Origin of the sequence: Leptothoe sp. PORK10 BA2, from assembly GCF_034932105.1 — a bacterium.
In the GTDB taxonomy this organism is placed as follows: Bacteria; Cyanobacteriota; Cyanobacteriia; order Phormidesmidales; family Phormidesmidaceae; genus Leptothoe.
Genome location: NZ_JAYGIG010000155.1, coordinates 1 through 21,319, shown reverse-complemented (window position 1 = coordinate 21,319; position 21,319 = coordinate 1). Strand labels below are relative to the sequence as shown.

Annotated in this window: 15 protein-coding genes; 12 read left to right on the top strand and 3 right to left on the bottom strand. The window is 49.9% G+C overall.

The window, feature by feature from the left end; genetic code table 11:
• Positions 1-121: 121 nt before the first annotated feature.
• The gene (locus VB741_RS24235) at positions 122-1,165 is read right to left on the bottom strand and encodes a hypothetical protein (protein WP_323367798.1); all 1,044 of its coding nucleotides are present in this window, start codon (positions 1,163-1,165) and stop codon (positions 122-124) included.
• 442 nt (positions 1,166-1,607) lie between these two features.
• On the opposite strand from VB741_RS24235, the gene VB741_RS24230 reads away from it, so the two are divergent.
• The 3 genes from VB741_RS24230 (at position 1,608) to VB741_RS24220 (ending at position 3,572) form a co-directional block, all read left to right on the top strand.
• Entirely contained in the window at positions 1,608-2,114 is a 507-nt protein-coding gene (locus tag VB741_RS24230; RefSeq protein ID WP_323367797.1) for a hypothetical protein, read from the top strand.
• Between the two features lie 110 nt (positions 2,115-2,224).
• On the top strand, positions 2,225-2,689 hold the full coding sequence (locus VB741_RS24225) for a hypothetical protein (protein ID WP_323367796.1): 465 nt from the start codon (positions 2,225-2,227) through the stop codon (positions 2,687-2,689).
• A 112-nt stretch (positions 2,690-2,801) separates the two neighbouring features.
• Positions 2,802-3,572, top strand: coding sequence for a hypothetical protein (locus VB741_RS24220; protein WP_323367795.1), 771 nt, complete (start codon positions 2,802-2,804; stop codon positions 3,570-3,572).
• Here VB741_RS24220 and VB741_RS24215 read toward each other — a convergent pair.
• A complete protein-coding gene (locus VB741_RS24215; protein ID WP_323367794.1) occupies positions 3,569-3,694 on the bottom strand; it encodes a hypothetical protein in 126 nt (41 codons plus the stop codon). The two genes, VB741_RS24220 and VB741_RS24215, sit on opposite strands and share 4 nt — an antisense overlap.
• A 170-nt stretch (positions 3,695-3,864) precedes the next feature.
• On the opposite strand from VB741_RS24215, the gene VB741_RS24210 reads away from it, so the two are divergent.
• Entirely contained in the window at positions 3,865-4,488 is a 624-nt protein-coding gene (locus VB741_RS24210; protein ID WP_323367793.1) for a type I restriction endonuclease, read from the top strand.
• Positions 4,489-4,657: 169 nt separating this feature from the next.
• On the opposite strand, the gene VB741_RS24205 is transcribed toward VB741_RS24210, so the two are convergent.
• Positions 4,658-6,055 carry a helix-turn-helix domain-containing protein gene (locus VB741_RS24205; RefSeq protein ID WP_323367792.1) on the bottom strand — a complete coding sequence of 466 codons (1,398 nt, stop codon included), beginning with the start codon at positions 6,053-6,055 and terminating at the stop codon, positions 4,658-4,660.
• A 1,452-nt stretch (positions 6,056-7,507) separates the two neighbouring features.
• Between VB741_RS24205 and VB741_RS24200 the strand changes: the two genes are divergently transcribed.
• From VB741_RS24200 to VB741_RS24165, 8 genes are all read left to right on the top strand, one after another.
• A complete protein-coding gene (locus VB741_RS24200; RefSeq protein WP_323367791.1) occupies positions 7,508-9,334 on the top strand; it encodes a hypothetical protein in 1,827 nt (608 codons plus the stop codon).
• A 448-nt stretch (positions 9,335-9,782) separates the two neighbouring features.
• Positions 9,783-10,244: a hypothetical protein gene (locus VB741_RS24195; protein WP_323367790.1), complete on the top strand. Its 462-nt coding sequence runs from the start codon at positions 9,783-9,785 to the stop codon at positions 10,242-10,244.
• Positions 10,245-10,248: 4 nt separating this feature from the next.
• Positions 10,249-12,939: a tetratricopeptide repeat protein gene (locus tag VB741_RS24190; protein WP_323367789.1), complete on the top strand. Its 2,691-nt coding sequence runs from the start codon at positions 10,249-10,251 to the stop codon at positions 12,937-12,939.
• A 311-nt stretch (positions 12,940-13,250) separates the two neighbouring features.
• Complete coding sequence (locus VB741_RS24185) at positions 13,251-13,535, top strand: hypothetical protein (RefSeq protein WP_323367788.1); 285 nt, start codon at positions 13,251-13,253, stop codon at positions 13,533-13,535.
• Between the two features lie 466 nt (positions 13,536-14,001).
• On the top strand, positions 14,002-15,306 hold the full coding sequence (locus tag VB741_RS24180) for a P-loop NTPase fold protein (RefSeq protein WP_323367787.1): 1,305 nt from the start codon (positions 14,002-14,004) through the stop codon (positions 15,304-15,306).
• Positions 15,293-19,309 (top strand): FxSxx-COOH system tetratricopeptide repeat protein, encoded by a 4,017-nt coding sequence (gene fxsT / locus VB741_RS24175; RefSeq protein WP_323367786.1) that lies wholly within the window; start codon positions 15,293-15,295, stop codon positions 19,307-19,309. The genes VB741_RS24180 and fxsT overlap by 14 nt, the downstream gene beginning before the upstream one ends.
• Before the next feature lie 234 nt (positions 19,310-19,543).
• Positions 19,544-20,005, top strand: coding sequence for a hypothetical protein (locus tag VB741_RS24170; RefSeq protein ID WP_323367785.1), 462 nt, complete (start codon positions 19,544-19,546; stop codon positions 20,003-20,005).
• Between the two features lie 4 nt (positions 20,006-20,009).
• The coding region (locus VB741_RS24165) for a DUF7779 domain-containing protein (RefSeq protein WP_323367784.1) at positions 20,010-21,319 on the top strand (1,310 nt) is incomplete at its 3' end.

Sequence of the window (21,319 nt, the reverse complement as noted above, 5' to 3'; positions counted from 1 at the left end):
GATGTTCTGCCGTATTCGCGGTTACCTATCCACTCTACGCAAACAGGGGCATAACGTTCTGGATGCCCTCATGGGATTGTTCTCTGGAAACCCTATAACTCTCCTACCCCAGCCTGAGTAGTTACCAGTTTTTAGGAAAATGCGGCGGCAGGGAATCGCCATAGTCCAGCTGCTGCAATGCACCAATTTCATAGAAAAAGGGAGCCTGGGACCCCACCGTAATTAGGCCCTTCACCTTCGGGCTCAGATCCTGCTCAATCAACAAATCCACACAGGCAATGCCCCCCAGGCTATGGGCCATCAAATACACTGGCGGTTTTACCTGGTCATTCATCACCTGTTGTCGGATCAACTCACGAATTTTATGCCCCTTGGCCTGGTACAGCAAAATATCCCCCGCAAAGGGATAGGTGCCATCCATAATTGCCCCACGCCGCCGCTGGATGGCGGAGGTGCCCAGGTTAGCTGCCAGCTCCATTAAATGCTTTTTAGTCCAGTCCACCACCCCACGGGATGTTTCATCCTGGGTAAGGACCTGCTGAATGGCATCAACCGCCTGATCACGCAGGCGATCACTCACCAGCAGCCAGGGATAAATCTCACGCTCTTTGCACAAAAGGCGGGACTCTGACACAATCGCTCGGGCAATGGCGGCATAGTCACCATCCAGGGGGCTGGCAGCGGTTGCTAACAATCTGCCAAAGGGTTTAGAATCTTTACCGAAAATATGGTCACAGGCTTCAGCAAAAACAACCCCAATTTTTAGTTCATCAAGCGTTGCCTGGAGTTTCTCGTTAGCCGCTAACCCTTGGGTACGACTTTTCAGCTCTTGAGCGGGGGTTTGTTTACCTGGTACTGCTTTCTGACTTTGTAATGGCCTCAACCCCAACAACCGCAATTCATAGAACGGATCGGCATAGAGTGCCTGCCACAGTTGCACGGCTTTATCATCTTCGGTAGGTGTCTGACCACCGCTAGTCACATCATGGGTGGGTATAGACACCCCCTGAGCATGGAGCTGAGCGCCATAGTCATCCCCCCAAAGACAGGAAAATAGGGCCACATCTGGGCGACGGTGGCTCAACGTTTGCTCAATCTGATCAAAGGTAGCAGCATAGGCCTCTTTTCTACCGCCAGTACCATGGACAAAGATAACGCTGGTCATCGCTCATTCCTGTACAAACCACTCATAAATTAGCCTAATAAGCCAGGTAATGGGTGATGGCAACCATTGTTTTAATACTGTAGTAGCTACTTAGCAGGATTGACTAGGGTTGGCAGGGGCAGCTCATAAATAGAAAAACAGAGCTTTGTTGCACAAATATAAGTCTCCCCAAATTATTCATTCAACCTGTTGCAACGGTTGAGGGAAAGATTTTAATAAGAGGCTATTTTCCTTACTGGAAAAGCATTTAGCGGTTTTCACTAACGATTATCCGCAAAACTTACTATATCCATCTAAAAATCTTTCTCCTATACTTGTAGATAGGCACAGAACACCACAAGTTTTTACAAGTTTCTCCTTACCCCATAGCCTACACAGTCCCATTGACGGTCTGTGCATGGCTCTTATGTAGACCATCCCCCATCCATCCCTAAACATAACTATGACACAACAACTTTCTCCTCGGACCCCAGTTCAGCGTCGTTCCCCTCGCCCCCGCAAGGCGAGTCAACGGACAACCTATCCATTGCTGCAAAAAGCCTTGAGTGCCGTAGGGCAGCAAACCACCAAACCCTGGTGGCGTAGTCGCTATTTTATGGCGGCCGGTTGGGGAATGGCGGCCGTGGGCCTACTGCTCAATGCGGGCCATTATCTCAAAGCAGACGCTACCCCTGTCCACGGTAAAGACAACTGCCAAAAAATTGTACAGTCGTCTGCAGTCCTCTCTAGGGAACAGCTTGGCCAAATTCTCACCGTGCCAGAACGCTCCAATCAACAAACGGTTCGAGATATTGTGGCAGAACCCTATTGTCAGTTGCCTAGCATAGAAATCCGCGAGGGTGTCACTGCTACCCGCGAAGTTTACCCCTTGGCGTTTGAACCATCTACCTGGCTGGTCATGCTCTACGAAGGGGAGGAGTACGCTGGGTTCTCCTTCAGTTTTCAATAAGGTCCAACCATTCCCAGGGGCTGGAATCACGTTCGATGAACCACAATGTCTGTCCCTGAAATTAGAACATCAACCAAGATATCTCTACGGTAATTTTCACGTTCTTAGTCATGCCACTTTCTTTTGCTAACTGTATCGGCCGAGGACTAACCCTGGGCCTTGCCTTCAGTCTTATGGGGGGCTGTGGTCGAACAACCCCAGCACCACGCAGGCTCAACTTACATCAGAGTTGGTCCTTACCCATGGGAACTGCGATCGCGGGTTACCCAGTCAGCAGCAGCCTGGGCGACATCAGCCTTGAACTCGGTGGCGATGCGGTACGGATGCCGTTTAATGGCACCGTCGAACCCACTGAAATGGACTGTGTTCTGGTCTCCAGTGACGACATCCCTGCCTACCTGTTTCGGCTATGCGGTCTCAGTCGGACTCAATTTGGATCGAGACAACAGGGACAGACCATTGGTCGAGCTCACCATTTGATTTTTGCCATGCTGCGTCGGGAACCCGATGGCACCTGGGCCATGGTGGAACCATCGGCACAGTTTATTCAACAACTGCTAAAGCAGTCACCCTAAGGTGTTCACCAGAGTTTTCAGGGCCGCAAGGGATGCCCCTACGATCGGGCACCCACAAGGGATGGCCCTACAGAATTTCCCTTTGATCCATTCACACCCATCTCCATTAAAAATGCAACAATCCATTCTCAAACCCATTCTCACGACCTTAACCGGCCTGACCATCAGTCTGGGCTTCGCAGCCACGGCCCAGGCTAACACCGTCGCCCTCAAATTCGACGTATCTCAACCGGCCCAGTCCATCGCCCGTGCAACAACAAACTCCACCCCACCTGTTGCACTGACTTTTTTGCCGGATGATCCGGCAAAACCGAACCATCGACCCACAATAAACCCGACTCAGCCTGATCCCATCAGTGATTTATTTGCAGGGGGCACGAGTTCTCTGGTCTCCAAGGCCGTAGGCAGTGCTGAGGGAACACGCACCCCTACCGGAGGCTATACCAGTGCTTACTATGGTCATGTTGACCCTGGCAATGGGGTGTGGAACCTGGGTAGTTTCTCCTATCAGCATGGGGCCGCTTCACCGGAGGAAGCGGATCAAAAACAACTGGGACGACTGCAACGGCAAACACTAGAGCTGCGACGACAGGCCCAGGCACATGCCTTTAGTTTATCTCGGTTAGAAGAACTGAATGGCATTGATCTGGCGAATCAGGCCCCGTTAGCAGCCCTGGATCGGGGGTATATTAACTGGCTGGCTGTGGCGAAACAACAGCCGATGGATAGTCAATCGCAGATTGTCTGGGCCAGGACGAAAGCGTTTCTAGATCCGGATACGGGGTATTGGGATGCACCAGGCTTAGGCAACCATTGGGATGCGATTTATCGGGATCAGCAGCGGCGATATGATGCGATCCTACGGGCCCTTGCCAGCCATTAATCGATGGTTGCAAGGGGTAGTTCATGCCAGTGGGTGGTGTAGCGTTGGGAAAAAAGTGCGATCGCATCCCCCCTGTGGGTACCAATCCCATGGCCAACCTGAGGCATCAATCGATCGCCCATACCCTTATTCCATATATCAAATGTCAATTACTTTGGACTCTTCAGAGTATTGATTCTGGCCTTGGCACTCACGAATGGTGAACTGGAAGAATGCAACCATATTTTTTGCCAACACTTGAGAAAGGATAGAATAGTAAAGCTGGCTCTGCACCTCTAAGGGAAAAGCACAGATGGCACAAACCATTCCTGTTAATAAAATTACCCTTTACGATCTTGAGCAGCGATTTCAGCTAGCACAAGACCGGACTTCTGAGTTCTTTGATGAATGGCAGACAGCACTTCTCCCACTTACGGAAGCTGAAAAGCAGCGGTTAGATCGGGTACAGCTTTCAGTAGCGAATTTGGAACGGAGATCGCTCCTAGAGAACACGGTAAAGCTTGCGGTCTTAGCGCCATTGCTTGACCTAGCCGGACTTTTTTTAGCCCCCTTTTACGTCAGCACCGAAGATGCCGTCAATATTGAAGCGACTGACAACAGCTTAGTCATTCAAGGTCGTATCGATATTTTAGTACTCAAGGAAGAACTCTGGATACTGGTGATTGAGTCCAAGCGCGCTGAATTTTCGCCTAAAGTTGGGATTCCTCAAGCCCTGTCTTACATGTTGGCTGCACCAAAACGGAACTCTCCCATATACGGATTGGTCACCAATGGAACAGATTTCGTCTTTCTTAAGCTGGTGTTTGAAGAAGTGCCTCGTTATGGGCGATCTCGCCAATTCGTTCTCGGCCAAGATCACGACTTAGAGCAAGTTCTACAAGTTTTGAAGCATCTGGCTAGAATTCTGAGTAAATAAGGTGATTGAGGGTGTGGCTCATCTTCTGGACTTTTGCTGCGTCTAGCTCATGGTTAAATATAAACCTTGTCCACGTCCAGAACTGTAGTTTTTCCAGTGGGGAAGCTCAAGGTTTCAACTCGGACGCGGTTTAGTTTCTGAATTGCCCCTAGAGGCATCAACCAACGCTTTACATATACTCAAAAGTCTGTTTCAAAATAGATTCATTTGCCTCTGTAATAGAGCGTGTCTCATTTTCTATCATTGATATCAGCCCCTGACTAATACCCGTTAAATTGGCCAGCTTCCTTTGGCTCCATCCCCTTGCAATCCGCTGCGACTTCACCTCAAAACCCGTCAACGTGGTAACAGCCAGCTCTGCAACCTCCTCATTTGAAGAATCCGTAGCCGACTCCAAATGAGCGATATTCCAGCTCTCAGGCGGCGTAATCTCAAGCTGAGCTTCTAACAACTGGTCAAAAAATCCTCGCGGACGACGAACATTCTCGCGACCAAATCCAGGCGGCTGAATATCACTTGGGTAAGACTCCGTATCAAACTTTATGCGCCACCCTCGATCATGCAAAGCCAACAGATCTTCATCCCAGGTATTCGTCAGCTTCTTTCTAAGCTGATTATCTTGCTTCGCCAGCTGCACCTTATCAGGCCCATAAGCCACCTCCATCAACACCCGCACCGGAATCGTATAAAGCCGATTGAGCTGAAACTTAAAGAGCAGCCATACCATTAACCTAGCCGCACCCGCCCTGTGCTGCCAAAGGCTCATTACATTTTCTAACAAAGACTTAGACAATACTCCTTTGCTAGAAGGAGAATTCTGTTCCTGCGCGTCATCTTCATTGAGAAAGTACTTTGCCCACAGCCCGGCTTTGATCACAAACGACATACCCGAGAGCTGTTTCTCCCCGAATATATCCTGCTGATAGTGATACCGAGTTCCCAGCAAATGCCACAGACGCCCTTCCTCAACCGTAAAGCCTTTACTCTTTCCCTGACGAGGCCAAGAGATAAAGGTTGTAATCTTGCAGGGTTGTTTAACAATCTCTTCTATCAGCTCTAACTTCTCTTGTCGGTTCTTATCAGTCCGCCGCTGCAAACCTAAGTAAGACTCCAGCTGCCGGTCATCAATCACTAACTCTTGCTCCCACGGCTTCTCCATCTGAGAAGCATAGGCCGCAAAAATCAAATGCATACAGGCCGCTCGCATATCAAACGTATCGATCACAGCTAAAGCAGCAGCGCCCGCTAAGGTTGAAGGATGCTCAGCTTCAGTATCATCGGCCACCCAGAAGCAAATTGCGCCCTTGCCATCATTCACATCGCGGCTGTAGATGAGCTTCCCGTCAGGGTCAGTCGTCCACGGCAAATGCTGACTCTGGGTCAGAATGTTACTGGCTTCCCAAATAGGTAAGGAAGAAGTTACCTTCGTTAAAGTGCTTTTTTCAAAGAGGTCTGGGCTGGTTTTAGGGCGATCGCCCGCCAGGGTCTTGACAGAAGCCTTATTTTCTGGCGGAGTTGGCACAGTCGGCTGTGTATTGACACTAGATTTACTGGATTTTGAGGCCATGAGTCTTAACCCGTTTAATTCTGGCACCAAAGACAAAGCGTTGACCGAGATTATAGCGCTATTTGCTCAGGAAACAGAAAATACAACATACTCCCTACAGTCGCTCTTCAATAACCCATACCCAGCCCTTTACTGAGCGCCATTTTAGGTAAATTTCACCCTAGCTAACGGTTGCCCAGGAAAGTAGTTGTGCCATTGCACCTTGATTACATCTTGATTACATATAGAGCCTAGAGGTCAGACCCAAAGTTTAGGCTTCTTAGGCTCCATGCTGTTGCTATCAGAGAAATCCTATTGAAGCAGATCAAACCTCCAGAGGCCATGCAGCGCAACGGCATAGAGCCCTAAGCCCGAAAAAACAAGTTGCGATCGCTGATTACACGAGAGCGATCGCAACTAACCCCAAATACATTCAATAAAAACGTGCAACCCAATCTAAGCGAGTACCACCCGTAGAGTCACGAATCATTCACTTACCTCATAAAACGCTAAATACGGAAGAAAGGTCTACCTCAGCCCACACCACGGTGATTACAACAAGCTCTAGAACCTAGGCTTGATTACAACAAGCTCTAGAACCCAGGCTTGATTACACATTTTCCTAGAACTCAGCCCCATATTGATTACAGAACCAAGGCACCGCAAGGCTTGATTACACAAAAATTCTAGAACCAAGCCCCAACCTTACTTCACCATGATTACAACAAGCTCTAGAGCCCAGGCTTGATTACACATTTTCCTAGAACTCAGCCCCATATTGATTACAGAACCAAGGCACCGCAAAGCTTGATTACACGAAAATTCTAGAACCAAGCCCCAACCTTATTTCACCGTGATTACAACAAGCTCTAGAACCCAGGCTTGATTACACATTTTTCTAGAACTCAGCCCCATATTGATTACAGAACCAAGGCACCGCAAGGCTTGATTACACGAAAATTCTAGAGCCAGACCCCAAACTTACTCCACCGTGATTACAACAAGCTCTAGTCTCTCAACCCAAGTTTTCTAGACCCCAAGCCCTAAGTTTTCTAGAACCTAGCCCCTAATAAAACATCGTTGATGGGCTTAAACAGGTCGATCTACTAGCTGTGGTCTGCCCAAAGATCGAAAAACGATTACAAGACAACGTAGAACATGCGTCCTATTTTGGTCTTTTTGTAATCACTCGCTTTGCTATAGCTATTGAACAAAATTATAAAGAGGGAAATTTTATCAGCAGATAATGCAGAACTCTAAAGAGAGATGGTGCGATCGCACACACAACCCAGCCTCTTGGTGTCATAAACAGACTGTATAAGTACCTTTCATAAGCTAGCGAATCGCGCTCAACTCAGCTGGCTACAACCATTTTCATTTCAAGTATAGCCGTCACTCATTTGCGCAACGACAGCGCTTGATTTTTCTATATCTCAATAAGTCTAGCCATCACAGGAAAAAGTAAAAAACAACGTGGTATCAGTCGAGAGCAAAACGTTTAAATACGTCCAGGAAGGAAGCGAAGATTTCCTTGCTCTCTTTCCGCATCGCTACGACTTTATCTACGCTGCGCACCCAAACCCAAAAGCGAAGCCCGAGTGGCAAACCGAAACTCGTTATCCTCTCTCAGACCGTCAGTTACTCAAGGGCGAATATCTCTACGGCGTTCGCTTTGAGTCAGAAACCCAATACTTCCTGCTCGACATTGATCACACCAGTCCCTACCATCCCCAAAACACACCACTCGTTCTAGAGAGACTCTTTAGTGCCCTAGAACCGATTGGTCTCACCGACCACATCACCTGCACCTCCAGCGATAGCCAAGGACTCCATCTCTATTTCCCCATCAGCAAAACATTCAACTCATGGAAGCTTTCTAAAGCTGTTTCAATCGCCCTAGAAAACGCAGGCTTTAAGCTAAAGCTTGGTCAGCTAGAGCTATTCCCTAACCCCAAAGCCTACAGCCCAGACGAAACACCTAGCCTTTTTAGTGCCCACCGCCTACCGCTTCAGATGGGCTCTTATATTCTCAATGACGAGCTACAGCCAATTAACAGTTCGCAAACTCACTTCGTGAGAATGTGGCAGCTTTGCCAACAGCGCAATGTCCTGAATACCCATCGGCTGAGAGGACTGCTCAAGCAAGCAAAGCAAATCAGCTATCAGCTCTCGAACAAAGCCAGCAAGTTCTTAGACGATCTCAATACGGAAATAGAAGCGGGTTGGACAGACTACGGCCAGACCAATCGACTGCTCGGACGCATCACCATGCGGACGTTTATCTTTAATCACATCACGGAGGGCGGAGAACCGCTGGAAGGTAAACCCCTCGTTGAAAAGATTGTGTCTGTCGCCAAGGCATTACCAGGATACAAAGACTGGTGCAGACATCAGGATGAGATTGAAGTACGAGCTATAGAGTGGGCTAGGTGTATTGAAAACAGTCACTACTTTGCCTATGGCACGGCGAAAGGAAAGTACAAAGAACTTTCTTCGGCCAATCAAATAGATAACGAACTGGACTACAACCAGCAACGCGCTCAGGAAACCCAGGCAAAGATCACCGCAGCCATCGAGGACTTGCGGACAAAAAATGCACTGCCAGAAACCGCCACAGCTAGATTTAAAGCACTGCTGGGGTACAGGATTGGCGGCGCGTCGCTCTATCGCTACCGAGAATTATGGCACCCGATTGAACTAGAGACTACTCGAGAAGAATCTGGACTTCACAAGGCAGAGTTTTGGGACGCCTGCACCGAGAGTGCAAACGTCCCAAAACTTCTCACAAGCTTATTACCCCAGATTGATAGTAACCCGCCAATTGACAAGCCTTTAAGTGATCAAGATGTCCCTGAAAAACTCGCTGAGGGTAATAATTCTCTAGATCCGGCTCAAGTGGTACGAGATCGGATTAAACAACAGCTGGCTGACACGCAGAAGGCGCAAAAACTTGCCCATGGGAACTTACTACCTGTCGTGGATCCAGCTGGAATAGCCATTCACAGACGTGCTTTACAACGAATGCAGGAATTTCTTCTCTCGGGTGAGCCGGTTCTTCTGGCTGAGGTAGGACAATGGCTCGCAAATCAGTCTCAGACAGTGCGTAATGAGCTGATTGACGCTGAAGACGATGTCACCAAGGGATTACTGTGCGATCTCGCTGAAATTGCGCTACGCCTCGTGCAACAGCAGCTATCCCCTTGGGAAGTCAGGTTCCAGCTTGAGGAGCGCTTCGGCAAATTCTTGATTTTGGAGCTTACGCACGAAGAGCGGCAGGCGTGGGTGCAATCTTTCCAGTAGCAGACTTAGCGACTACAGCTGAGCGCATCTGGCGTTCAACAGGCCTAATCCTATGGGGTTCGCCATAGGATTAGGTCTGTTGAAATAAATTATCAAGGATCTTAGGCTGAATTATTTCCACCTAAGATCCCGGATTAGGATCTTAGGTGGAAACTTTCCCTCTACATATTCCCTCTACATATATAGTTAGCCGCGCGACTCGAAGTCGTTCGGGGTAGTTGAAAAGGGCTCCTAACCCCCTTTTCCTGCCAGTGTTCAGGCAGATGTCCGCCTCGGAATGTTCAGAGGGCAGTATCAGCAGACGAGGTTAAGTGCCGAAGTACACATCATGTTGCAGCCCAAGCTTCACAGCATCAGGTCTCGCTAAACGCCAAGAAATCTTAAATTCCTGGAATTTAGCCAAAACCTATGCCATAAAAAGGAGAAGTCCCTACCAATACCCCTTGATATGGCAGATCCAGTGACCCTCACGGTCGGTTCCATCGCCGCTCTAGCTTTCACTAAATTTCTGGAATCGAGTGCTGGCGAAGCGGCTAAGCAACTGACCCCGGCTGTGCTCGATAAAATAGACACGTTGCGGCAGGCGATCTGGGCCAAGCTGCGAGGCATTCCTGAGGTCGATGCTCTCAAGGTCACCGTCGAAAAAGGTGGACCTGTGAGTGAGCAGCAGGTTCAATTGCTGACGCCCTATCTAGACGCGGCGATGAAAGCGGACCCAGCGTTTGCCCAGGAGCTCAGACAGCTGGCTAGTGAGATTAACCAGGAAATTAACATTCAGCAGGGGTCAGGCGGTGAAGTCTGGAATGTGATCGGTAAGGCGGAGAAGAACGAATTTATTGATAATAAGGCTCCAATTATCAAAGACAATACTGGGACAATCAACATTAGTTACGGCCAGCCTCCAGCCTAACGCCATGACGCATGAGCCATCATCGGAACAGTGGACCGTCACTGGCAACGCAGAGCGTAACGTCTACATAGATAATAAAGCGCCCATCATTCCAGGCAACCAGGGGACGGTAAACATTACCTATGGCCAGTTGCCCCTCCCGGCAGGAGAGCCGAACCCTTTTGGCGTCCCCTATCAGCGCAACCGTTACTTCACCGGGCGACAGGCTATCTTGGAGCGCCTCCACCAAGAGCTCAACCAGGCAACTACCGTCGCGATTACGCAGGTGCAGGCTATCAGTGGATTAGGCGGCATTGGTAAAACTCAAACCGCTGTGGAGTATGCCTATCGTCACCATTACGATGAGCCCATCTATCACTACGTGTTTTGGGTCAAAGCGGATACCGAAGCCTCCTTGATCACAGACTTTGCTAACCTGGCCAATCAACTTGCCTTACCCGTTGCTCAGAGCACCCAAGAGGAAAAAATTCCAGCCGTTCGAGCTTGGCTGGCTACCCACGGCAATTGGCTACTGATTTTCGACAATGCGGATACGCCCAGCTGGCTTCCTCCCCTGGTGCCCAGTAACCCCAAGGGCAAAGTGGTGCTCACCTCACGCGCCACGGTCTTTGATCAGCTGGGCATTGACACCCCCATCGCCTTAGATGTTCTCTCTGAACAAGAGGCGATCGATCTGTTATTTTATCGGACGAAATGCGAGCGGACGGCCACAACGACGGCGGCGGCCAAGGAACTCAATCAGGCGTTAGACGGCTTACCGCTGGCGCTAGAGCAAGCCAGTGCGTTTATCGTCCGTAAACGCATTGGCTTTCAAACCTACTTGAAGACCTATCGCCAGCAAGGGGTATCTCAATTAGAGAAGGGTCGAGCCCAAACCGGCCAGTATCCGTCCTCCGTGCGCAAGACCTGGGCGATCAACTTTCAAGCCGTTGCAGCGGAAAATCTAGCCGCGTCAGACTTGCTAACGGTGAGTGCGTTCCTGGCCCCAGATGATATTCCTTACGGGCTTCTGACAGCCGGTGCGGCCCACTTAGGGGAGGCTTTAGGGGATAGCTTACAGGGTGAAGATGCGGATGAAGCCCGTCTTGCCGTTGGAGAGCTCCTAGAGCCCTTGAGTCAGTACTCGCTGGTGAGATGGGACGCTGACCGCGACTGCTACAGTGTGCATCGCTTGGTGCAGGCCGTCGTCCGGGATGAGATGTCCGCCGCCACACAGGTCAGCTGGATAGACCGGGCGATTTCAGCCGTTGATACGGCCTATCCCGGCACTGATTTTAAGCACTGGTCATTCTGTGCCCAATTGCTCCCCCATTGGTTGCAATTGCGTGAACAGGCCCATCAAACGGAGCGTCAATCCGAAGCATTAGGACGAATTTGCAATCAAGCCGGTGTCTATTTAGACGATCAAGGGCGCTATAGCGAGGCGGAACCCCTCTATCAAGAGGCCCTGGCGATGAGTAAACGGCTATTGGGCGACGAGCATCCCGATGTGGCCAGTAGCCTCAACAATCTGGCTGCGCTCTACGACAATCAAGGGCGCTATAGCGAGGCGGAACCCCTCTATCAAGCGGCCCTGGCGATGAGGAAACGGCTATTGGGCGACGAGCATCCCGATGTGGCCCAAAGCCTCAACAATCTGGCCTTGCTCTACTACAATCAAGGGCGCTATAGCGAGGCGGAACCCCTCTATCAAGAGGCCCTGGCGATGTGGAAACGGCTATTGGGCGACGAGCATCCCTCTGTGGCCAGTAGCCTCAACAATCTGGCTGCGCTCTACGACGATCAAGGGCGCTATAGCGAGGCGGAACCCCTCTATCAAGAGGCCCTGGCGATGTGGAAACGGCTATTGGGCGACGAGCATCCCTCTGTGGCCCTTAGCCTCAACAATCTGGCTGCGCTCTACGACAATCAAGGGCGCTATAGCGAGGCGGAACCCCTCTATCAAGAGGCCCTGGCGATGAGGAAACGGCTATTGGGCGACGAGCATCCCTCTGTGGCCAGTAGCCTCAACAATCTGGCCTTGCTCTACAAAAATCAAGGGCGCACTAGCGAGGCGGAACCCCTCTTTCAAGAGGCCCTGGCGATGTGGAAACGGCTATTGGGCGACGAGCATCCCTCTGTGGCCAGTAGCCTCAACAATCTGGCCTGGCTCTACTCCAATCAAGGGCGCTATAGCGAGGCGGAACCCCTCTATCAAGAGGCCCTGGCGATGAGGAAACGGCTATTGGGCGACGAGCATCCCGATGTGGCCCTTAGCCTCAACAATCTGGCTGGGCTCTACAAAAATCAAGGGCGCTATAGCGAGGCGGAACCCCTCTATCAAGAGGCCCTGGCGATGAGTAAACGGCTATTGGGCGACGAGCATCCCGATGTGGCCCTTAGCCTCAACAATCTGGCTGGGCTCTACTACAATCAAGGGCGCTATAGCGAGGCGGAACCCCTCTTGCAAGAGGCCCTGGCGATGAGGAAACGGCTATTGGGCGACGAGCATCCCGATGTGGCCACTAGCTTATTTTGCTTAGGGGCAATGCGCTATAAGCAACGACAACTTTCTGAGGCTAAGAAGTTACTGCTCGAAGCTTTAGCTATTTATCAACAAGTACTGGGAGCAGAACATCCCAATACCCTGAACTTGCTAGGTTGGATCAATGCTGTTCAAAAAGACTTAGACAAAGTAGCGGAGTCATCGGATTAGAGTCTTGTGGAATAGATGACACTGGACAGATAAGTTCTGCCCATCATCAAAAGAAACTATTAGAGTTGCAGATCAGCGCAACTGATCGACGTTTGACAGCCCCTCTTAACTGATAAGTTGTGCTCATGAGCACAACAGGCCTTTTCCCACTGCGCCGGGCAGCAACTACGCGACTGGTATAACGGGGATGAACTTTTCTATGCATCTTGCGGTTCGTTAGTGCTCGCTAACCACCCAGAAATCTTAAATTCCCGGAATTTAGCCAAAACCTATGCCATAAAAAGGAGAAGTCCCTACCAATACCCCTTGATATGGCAGATCCAGTGACCTTCACGGTTGGCTCTATCGCTGCTCTAGCTTTCACTAAATTTCTGGAATCCAGTGCTGGCGAAGCGGCTCAGAAACTGACCCCCGCTGTGCTCGATAAAATAGACACGTTGCGGCAGGCTATCTGGGCCAAGCTGCGAGGCATTCCTGATGTCGATGCTCTCAAGGTCACCGTCGAAAAAGGTGGACCTGTGAGTGAGCAGCAGGTTCAGTTGCTGACGCCCTATCTAGATGCGGCGATGAAAGCGGACTCAGCGTTTGCTCATTAGACGGCTTACCGCTGGCGCTAGAGCAAGCCAGTGGGTTTATGGAGTAGTGCAAGCATAGCTGCTATAAAGTGCCATAAGCTCAAAAGCACTACTACATAAGGGTTTCAGGTTAGTTTTTTTGAACTACTTTTCTGAAAGGAATTCAGAATTTTCCTGTGCGCTTAACGAGTTTACGTTGTTTCAGGCTTCGCCTTTACCCTTATGGCACTTCGTTGCAGCTACGCTCGTAGCACCCCTTCTATGACGTTTCTGTTCGTCGTCGGCTACTTGCAGCTGCTCAGCCGGAACGTTATGCTGCTCCACCCTCAGTGAAAGCGCAAGCTTCAGGTTATCCGTGGTTAGTAGAATGCGAAGCTTGCAGGAGCATTTGCCATGTCATTCCCAAGCTAGAGCGCCGTAACGTCGAGTTTCTCAATATCACAGGTAAAATTATAGAGAAGCCTCATAGCACGGTGCAGATCCTAGTATGCCTGATGATTCTCTGTTAAAAATATTTCAAAAGTCCTATCAAAATACGGACTTGACTCCTTTACTTCAGCCTGAGCAATTGGCGAAGTTTTGGGTCGAATATGGGAGTGCTTCATTAGAAGAGTTAGTTCAACTCATAGAAGACAATGCATCCCGTGATGCAAAAATAATCTTTTCTGGGCATCGTGGTTGTGGCAAATCAACATTATTAGCAGAATTTGGAAGAAATCTTAGTGATCGCTATTTCGTAGCATTTTTCTCTATTGCTGAAACAATTGAAATGTCTGATGTTAACCACATTAATATTTTGTTCGCGATCGCTGTCAATTTGATGTTGAGAGCAGAGCAAGAGCAAATTAACATTTCCGAATCTATCAAAAATGCATTTTATAAGTGGTTTGCAAAGCGAACTCAAATTGAAGTCGAAACCCCTAAAAGTGCGGAACTGTCAGTAGGGTTTGACCTCTTCAAAATTATTACCGGGAAGCTAAAGACAGAGGCATCCATCCGAAATGAGCTTAAACGGGAGTTTGAGCGGAATATTTCTGAGCTTGTTGCTAAGCTAAATGAGATTGCAGCAGCTATTCAAGGTGCTAGCAAGAAAGAGGTTTTGGTTATAATTGATGACTTGGACAAGCTTGATCTGGCAGTTGTCAGAAGTATTTTCCAAGAACACATCAAAGCTTTATTTCTACCAGGATTTAGTATTGTTTACACAATTCCTATCTCTTCCTTACGAGATATTTCCCTCTCCGCAACTTTGCGGACGGAGGCTGATGATCAAATTGTGATTATGCCAGTCTCAAAGCTTTTAGCAAAAGGAGAGCGCCGCAAACTAAATCCTACTTACCAAGATGATGCCATTGAAGTTTTGTGTGAGGTCTTGCACAAACGCATTCCAAAGGAGATTTTAGAATCAGATGTTGCAAGGCATATGGTGCTCCACAGTGGAGGCGTTTTACGAGAATTGATACGGATTTCCAATCGATGTTGTCGAATTTGTTTACGGGAAATTCGACGTACTCCTGAGCAGACTGACTTTAAAGTTACTCCTGTTGTATTAGACGAAGCAATCAAAGATCTACGGCTTGATTTTGAAACTACTTTAGGTAAAACAGATTACAAGATTCTCAAGGAAACCTACGCAAAGTTTTTGCCAGAAGATCCTAAAGAGCAAGCTTTCCTAGACTTGCTCCATGGCTTGGATGTATTAGAGTACCGCAATAGCGAAGTTTGGTACGATGTTCATCCAATTGTGATGGATTTATTGCAGCGCAAAGGATTGATCAATGCCAGCAATTAAGTCGCTCAACTTGGGTGAGGACAATGAAAGGGTATATGATGACCTGATTGTGGCAGTAGAAGCCAGTGATGAGGTACTAAGTTTGCTGCTGGCTGTGTGCGACGAAACACAGTTACGAGACGAAATTATCCAACGATATGAGGTGGAACTTCAGGCAAGCATTCGTCCTTACCAAGTAGCATTATCACGGAAGGAACCGAGTTTACGCGAGGCAATTGCTGAGGTAACGAAGAATGACTCGTATTTGCAGTCAGGTGGTAAAGCTGTGATAACCGTTACAGGAGCGGATCGTTTGTTGTCTCGCAGATTAGGTGAAGAGCGGTCAGAGAAGGAAATATTTTTTGGTTACTTGCAGTGGACAAGAGAAAGCCTACGGGAATATCCTTATCCGATTATCTTATGGTTAACCAATCCACTACTCACAGAACTAAGCCGTAAAGCTCCTGATTTTTGGAGTTGGCGTAAAGATGTATTCCGATTTAGCGCAGATGAAATCCATGTTGGACTGGTGAGTGGTGATAAGGTAGGTGGCGACAAAATTTCCAGTTCGGTGACGCCGATTAATTTAGATCAGAGCCGAGGATGGCAAACCAAAGTTGATGGCGATACGGCTTACATTGTGACATTTCACTTCTCTAATGGGGCAGATTCACTACCTAAGACATTTTCGCTACCTAAGACATTGGTGCTGCCAGAAACTATTGAAAATGATTCAATTCCACCAGAAGATTTGCAGCGATTAATTAATCAAACTGATCAACAACAAGGAAGCGATTCACTATTAGCAACCTTGTATTCAAAGCTTGGAAGGGCTTATGCAAGTCGGGTGAAAATAGATGAAATTGAAGCATCACAGGCAACAATCGAACAGGCAATCGAGTGTCTCCAGAAAGCTACTAGAGTCCAAGAAACCCTGGGAATAATTGTTGATTTAGCAAAGAATTTATCTTGGCTGGGATATCTCTACGAATTAGAGGGGAACTATGCAGAAGCAGAACCAATTCTTCAACAAGCGTTGACAATTTTGGAGCAGCAGTTGGGTTCCAATCACCCCTCTGTAGCAAATACACTCCACAACTTATCAGTCAGCTATGTGCTACAGGGACGCTATACAGAAGCAACCTCTCTTCTTCAACAGAAATCGTTAAGTATCCCAAATAACCTGCCCTATAGTGGAACTCCTCGATTTATTGGGCGAGAAACTGAGTTAGCCCAGTTGCATGAACAGCTTCAACGCAGTGATCGCATAGCAATTTCTGCTATTGCCGGAATGGGAGGTATTGGAAAGACCGAATTAGCATTGCAATATGCACTAAAAAATTTAGGTTATGGAACTTATTCCGGTGGTGTTTGCTGGGTAAGAGCGCATCAAGACATAGGAGTGCAAATTTTAGCATTTGCAAGGAGTTACCTGAATTTAGAACCACCAGGAGATTTAGATTTAGTTGCGAAGGTCGGATGGTGCTGGTGGCACTGGCATCAAGGAGAAGTTTTAGTCATCTTCGATGATGTTACTGACTTCAGTGCTATTCAATCTTTTTTGCCACCAACAGATCCACGATTCAAAGTGTTGCTAACAACAAGATTGCAGTTGGGAGCATCAGTGAATCAGGTATTTTTGTACGTATTACCAGATAGTGAAGCTTTGGAGTTTCTACGCTCTATCGTTGGCGATGAGCGAACTAACTATCAATTGGAGGATGCACAAGCATTGTGTGCATGGCTGGGTTATTTACCGCTAGCTTTGGAATTGGCGGCACGATATTTAGCAAGCAGACCAGATCTCTCAGTGAAAAGTTTGTTAGATCGGTTACAAAGACAAAAATTGGCAGCAAAAGCTTTAGCACGACCTGAAGTTGGAATGACTGCTAATCTAGGCATAGCAGCAGCATTTGAGTTGAGTTGGCACGCGTTAAGTGAGCCGGAGCAGCAGTTGGCGGGATGGCTCAGCTTGTTTGCCCTGGCCCCCATTCCTTGGCCACTGGTTCAAGACTGTTTCCCCGATGCGGATGAGGAGGAGTTAGAAGATTGGCGAGATAACTTGGTCGCGTTGCATCTGCTGCAGCGGCTGGATGCGGAGGGCGAACAGTGCTATCAGTTGCATCGACTTCTGCGGGAATTCTTTGCGATCAAGGTGAATGGGACCGCCCATAGGGAAGACCTAGCCCAGCGACTTTGCCAGGTCATGGTGACGGTGTCCCAGCAGATCCCGGAGACGCCAACGCTAAACGATATTGCCGCCGTTGCGCCTGCCATCCCTCACCTGGCAGAAACGGCCACAACACTCAAGGACTCTCTGAGCGACGAAGACCTAATCTGGCCCTTTGTTGGCCTAGCTCGCTTCTATGACGGCCAGGGGCTATACGGTGACGCTGAGCCTTGGTATGAAGAAGGTTTGGCGATCTCTCGCGTCCGGTTGGGCGACGAGCATCCCTCTGTGGCCCAAAGCCTCAACAATCTGGCTGGGCTCTACGACAAGCAAGGGCGCTATAGCGAGGCGGAACCCCTCTATCAAGAGGCCCTGGCGATGAGGAAACGGCTGTTGGGCGACGAGCATCCCTCTGTGGCCCAAAGCCTCAACAATCTGGCTGGGCTCTACGACAAGCAAGGGCGCTATAGCGAGGCCGAACCCCTCTTTCAAGAGGCCCTGGCGATGTGGAAACGGCTATTGGGCGACGAGCATCCCTCTGTGGCCACTAGCCTCAACAATCTGGCCTTGCTCTACAACAATCAAGGGCGCTATAGCGAGGCCGAACCCCTCTTTCAAGAGGCCCTGGCGATGAATAAACGGCTATTGGGCGACGAGCATCCCGATGTCGCCAGTAGCCTCAACAATCTGGCCTTGCTCTACAAAAATCAAGGGCGCTATAGCGAGGCGGAACCCCTCTTTCAAGAGGCCCTGGCGATGAATAAACGGCTGTTGGGAAACGAGCATCCCGATGTCGCCAGTAGCCTCAACAATCTGGCCGCGCTCTACGACAATCAAGGCCGCTACAGCGAGGCCGAACCCCTCTATCAAGAGGCCCTAGCCCTGTATAAACGGCTGTTGGGTGACGAGCATCCGGATGTCGCCCGTAGCCTCAACAATCTGGCCTTTCTCTACAAAAATCAAGGGCGCTATAGCGAGGCCGAACCCCTCTATCAAGAGGCCCTGGCGATGAGGAAACGGCTGTTAGGCAACGAGCATCCCTCTGTGGCCAGTAGCCTCAACAATCTGGCCGGGCTCTACAACAATCAAGGGCGCTATAGCGAGGCCGAACCCCGCTTGCAAGAGGCCCTAGCCCTGTATAAACGGCTGTTGGGCGACGAGCATCCCGATGTGGCCCTTAGCCTCAACAATCTGGCTGGGCTCTACAAAAATCAAGGGCGCTATAGCGAGGCCGAACCCCTCTATCAAGAGGCCCTGGCGATGAATAAACGGCTGTTGGGCGACGAGCATCCGGATGTCGCCCAAAGCCTCAACAATCTGGCCTTTCTCTACTACAATCAAGGGCGCTATAGCGAGGCAGAACCCCTCTTGCAAGAAGCCCTGGCGATGAATAAACGGCTATTGGGTGATGAGCATCCCTCTGTGGCCACTAGCCTCAATAATCTGGCCTTGCTCTACGACAATCAAGGGCGCTATAGCGAGGCCGAACCCCTCTTGCAAGAAGCCCTGGCGATGAGTAAACGGCTGTTGGGCGACGAGCATCCCGATGTGGCCCTTAGCCTCAACAATCTGGCTGGGCTCTACGACAATCAAGGGCGCTATAGCGAGGCGGAACCCCTCTATCAAGAGGCCCTGGCGATGTGGAAACGGCTATTGGGCAACGAGCATCCCTCTGTGGCCACTAGCCTCAACAATCTGGCCTTGCTCTACGACAATCAAGGGCGCTATAGCGAGGCAGAACCCCTCTATCAAGAGGCCCTGGCACTTTTTGAAAAGCTTCTCGGCTCGGATCACCCGTCTACCAACATCGTGCGAGGAAATTTACAACGGCTACAGGATCGACTCACTCAATGACGGGGGAAAACACTCAGCCCCTAGGGCTTACAGATAAGCTTCACGCATGGCCTAAACTGGCCTTTTCCCAATGCTCCGGGCAGCAACTACGCAACTCGCATAACAGGGATAAACTTTCCTATGCATCCTTCGGCTCATTAGCGCTCGCTAAACAGACAAGAAATCTTAAATTCTCGGAGTTTAGCCAAAATCTATGTCATAAAAGTTAGAAAGTCCCTTCCTATCTCTCTTGATATGGCAGATCCAGTGACCCTTGCGGTCGGCTCCATCGCCGCTCTAGCTTTCACTAAATTTCTGGAATCCAGTGCTGGCGAAGCGGCTCAGAAACTGACCCCCGCTGTGCTCGATAAAATAGACACGTTGCGGCAGGCGATCTGGGCCAAGCTGCGAGGTATTCCTGATGTCGATGCTCTCAAGGTCACCGTCGAAAAAGGTGGACCTGTGAGTGAGCAGCAGGTTCAATTGCTGACGCCCTATCTAGACGCGGCGATGAAAACGGACTCAGCGTTTGCCCAGGAGATCAGACAGCTGGCTAGCGAGATTAACCAGGAAATTAACATTCAGCAGGGGTCAGGCGGTGAAGTCTGGAATGTGATCGGTAAGGCGGAGAAGAACGAATTTATTGATAATAAGGCTCCAATTATCAAAGACAACACCGGGACAATCAACATTAGTTACGGCCAGCCGCCAGCCTAACGCCATGACGCATGAGCCATCATCGGAACAGTGGAACGTCACCGGCAACGCGGAGCGTAACGTCTACATAGATAATAAAGCGCCCATCATTCCAGGCAACCAGGGGACGGTAAACATTACCTATGGCCAGTCATCCCTCCCGACAGGAGAGCCCAATCCCTTCGGCGTCCCCTATCAGCGCAACCGTTACTTCACCGGGCGACAGGCTATCTTGGAGCGCCTCCACCAAGAGCTCAACCAGGCAACTACCGTCGCGATTACGCAGGTGCAGGCTATCAGTGGGTTAGGCGGGATTGGCAAAACTCAAACCGCTGTGGAGTATGCCTATCGTCACCATTACGATGAGCCCATCTATCACTACGTGTTTTGGGTCAAAGCGGATACCGAAGCCTCCTTGATCACAGACTTTGCTAACCTGGCCAATCAACTTGCCTTACCCGTTGCTCAGAGCACCCAAGAGGAAAAAATTCCAGCCGTTCGAGCTTGGCTGGCTACCCACGGCAATTGGCTACTGATTTTCGACAATGCGGATACGCCCAGCTGGCTTCCTCCCCTGGTGCCCAGTAACCCCAAGGGCAAAGTGGTGCTCACCTCACGCGCCACGGTCTTTGATCAGCTGGGCATTGACACCCCCATCGCCTTAGATGTTCTCTCTGAACAAGAGGCGATCGATCTGTTATTTTATCGGACGAAATGCGAGCGGACGGCCACAACGACGGCGGCGGCCAAGGAACTCAATCAGGCGTTAGACGGCTTACCGCTGGCGATAGAGCAAGCCAGTGCGTTTATCGTCCGTAAACGCATTAGCTTTCAAACCTACTTGAAGACCTATCGCCAGCAAGGGGTATCTCAACTAGAGAAGGGTCGAGCCCAAACCGGGCAGTATCCGTCCTCCGTGCGCCAGACCTGGGCGATCAACTTCCAAGCCGTTGCAGCGGAAAATCTAGCCGCGTCAGACTTGCTAACGGTGAGTGCGTTCCTGGCCCCAGATGATATTCCTTACGGGCTCCTGACAGCTGGTGCGGCCCACTTAGGGGAGGCTTTAGGGGATAGCTTGCAGGGTGAAGATGCGGATGAAGCCCGTCTTGCCGTGGGAGAGCTCCTAGAGCCCTTGAGTCAATACTCGCTGGTGAGATGGGACGCTGACCGCGACTGCTACAGTGTGCATCGCTTGGTGCAGGCCGTCATCCGGGATGAGATGTCCGCCGCCACACAGGTCAGCTGGATAGACCGGGCGATTTCAGCCGTTGATACGGCCTATCCCGGCACTGATTTTAAGCACTGGTCATTCTGTGCCCAATTGCTCCCCCATTG

Coding starts and splice junctions, on each gene's coding strand:
- VB741_RS24170 (WP_323367785.1), top strand. CDS start 19,544: ATGGCAGATCCAGTGACCCTTGCGGTCGGCTCCATCGCCGCTCTAGCT.
- VB741_RS24210 (WP_323367793.1), top strand. CDS start 3,865: ATGGCACAAACCATTCCTGTTAATAAAATTACCCTTTACGATCTTGAG.
- VB741_RS24235 (WP_323367798.1), bottom strand. CDS start 1,165: ATGACCAGCGTTATCTTTGTCCATGGTACTGGCGGTAGAAAAGAGGCC.
- fxsT (WP_323367786.1), top strand. CDS start 15,293: ATGCCAGCAATTAAGTCGCTCAACTTGGGTGAGGACAATGAAAGGGTA.
- VB741_RS24185 (WP_323367788.1), top strand. CDS start 13,251: ATGGCAGATCCAGTGACCTTCACGGTTGGCTCTATCGCTGCTCTAGCT.
- VB741_RS24180 (WP_323367787.1), top strand. CDS start 14,002: ATGCCTGATGATTCTCTGTTAAAAATATTTCAAAAGTCCTATCAAAAT.
- VB741_RS24190 (WP_323367789.1), top strand. CDS start 10,249: ATGACGCATGAGCCATCATCGGAACAGTGGACCGTCACTGGCAACGCA.
- VB741_RS24195 (WP_323367790.1), top strand. CDS start 9,783: ATGGCAGATCCAGTGACCCTCACGGTCGGTTCCATCGCCGCTCTAGCT.
- VB741_RS24230 (WP_323367797.1), top strand. CDS start 1,608: ATGACACAACAACTTTCTCCTCGGACCCCAGTTCAGCGTCGTTCCCCT.
- VB741_RS24220 (WP_323367795.1), top strand. CDS start 2,802: ATGCAACAATCCATTCTCAAACCCATTCTCACGACCTTAACCGGCCTG.
- VB741_RS24215 (WP_323367794.1), bottom strand. CDS start 3,694: ATGGGCGATCGATTGATGCCTCAGGTTGGCCATGGGATTGGTACCCAC.
- VB741_RS24225 (WP_323367796.1), top strand. CDS start 2,225: ATGCCACTTTCTTTTGCTAACTGTATCGGCCGAGGACTAACCCTGGGC.
- VB741_RS24205 (WP_323367792.1), bottom strand. CDS start 6,055: ATGGCCTCAAAATCCAGTAAATCTAGTGTCAATACACAGCCGACTGTG.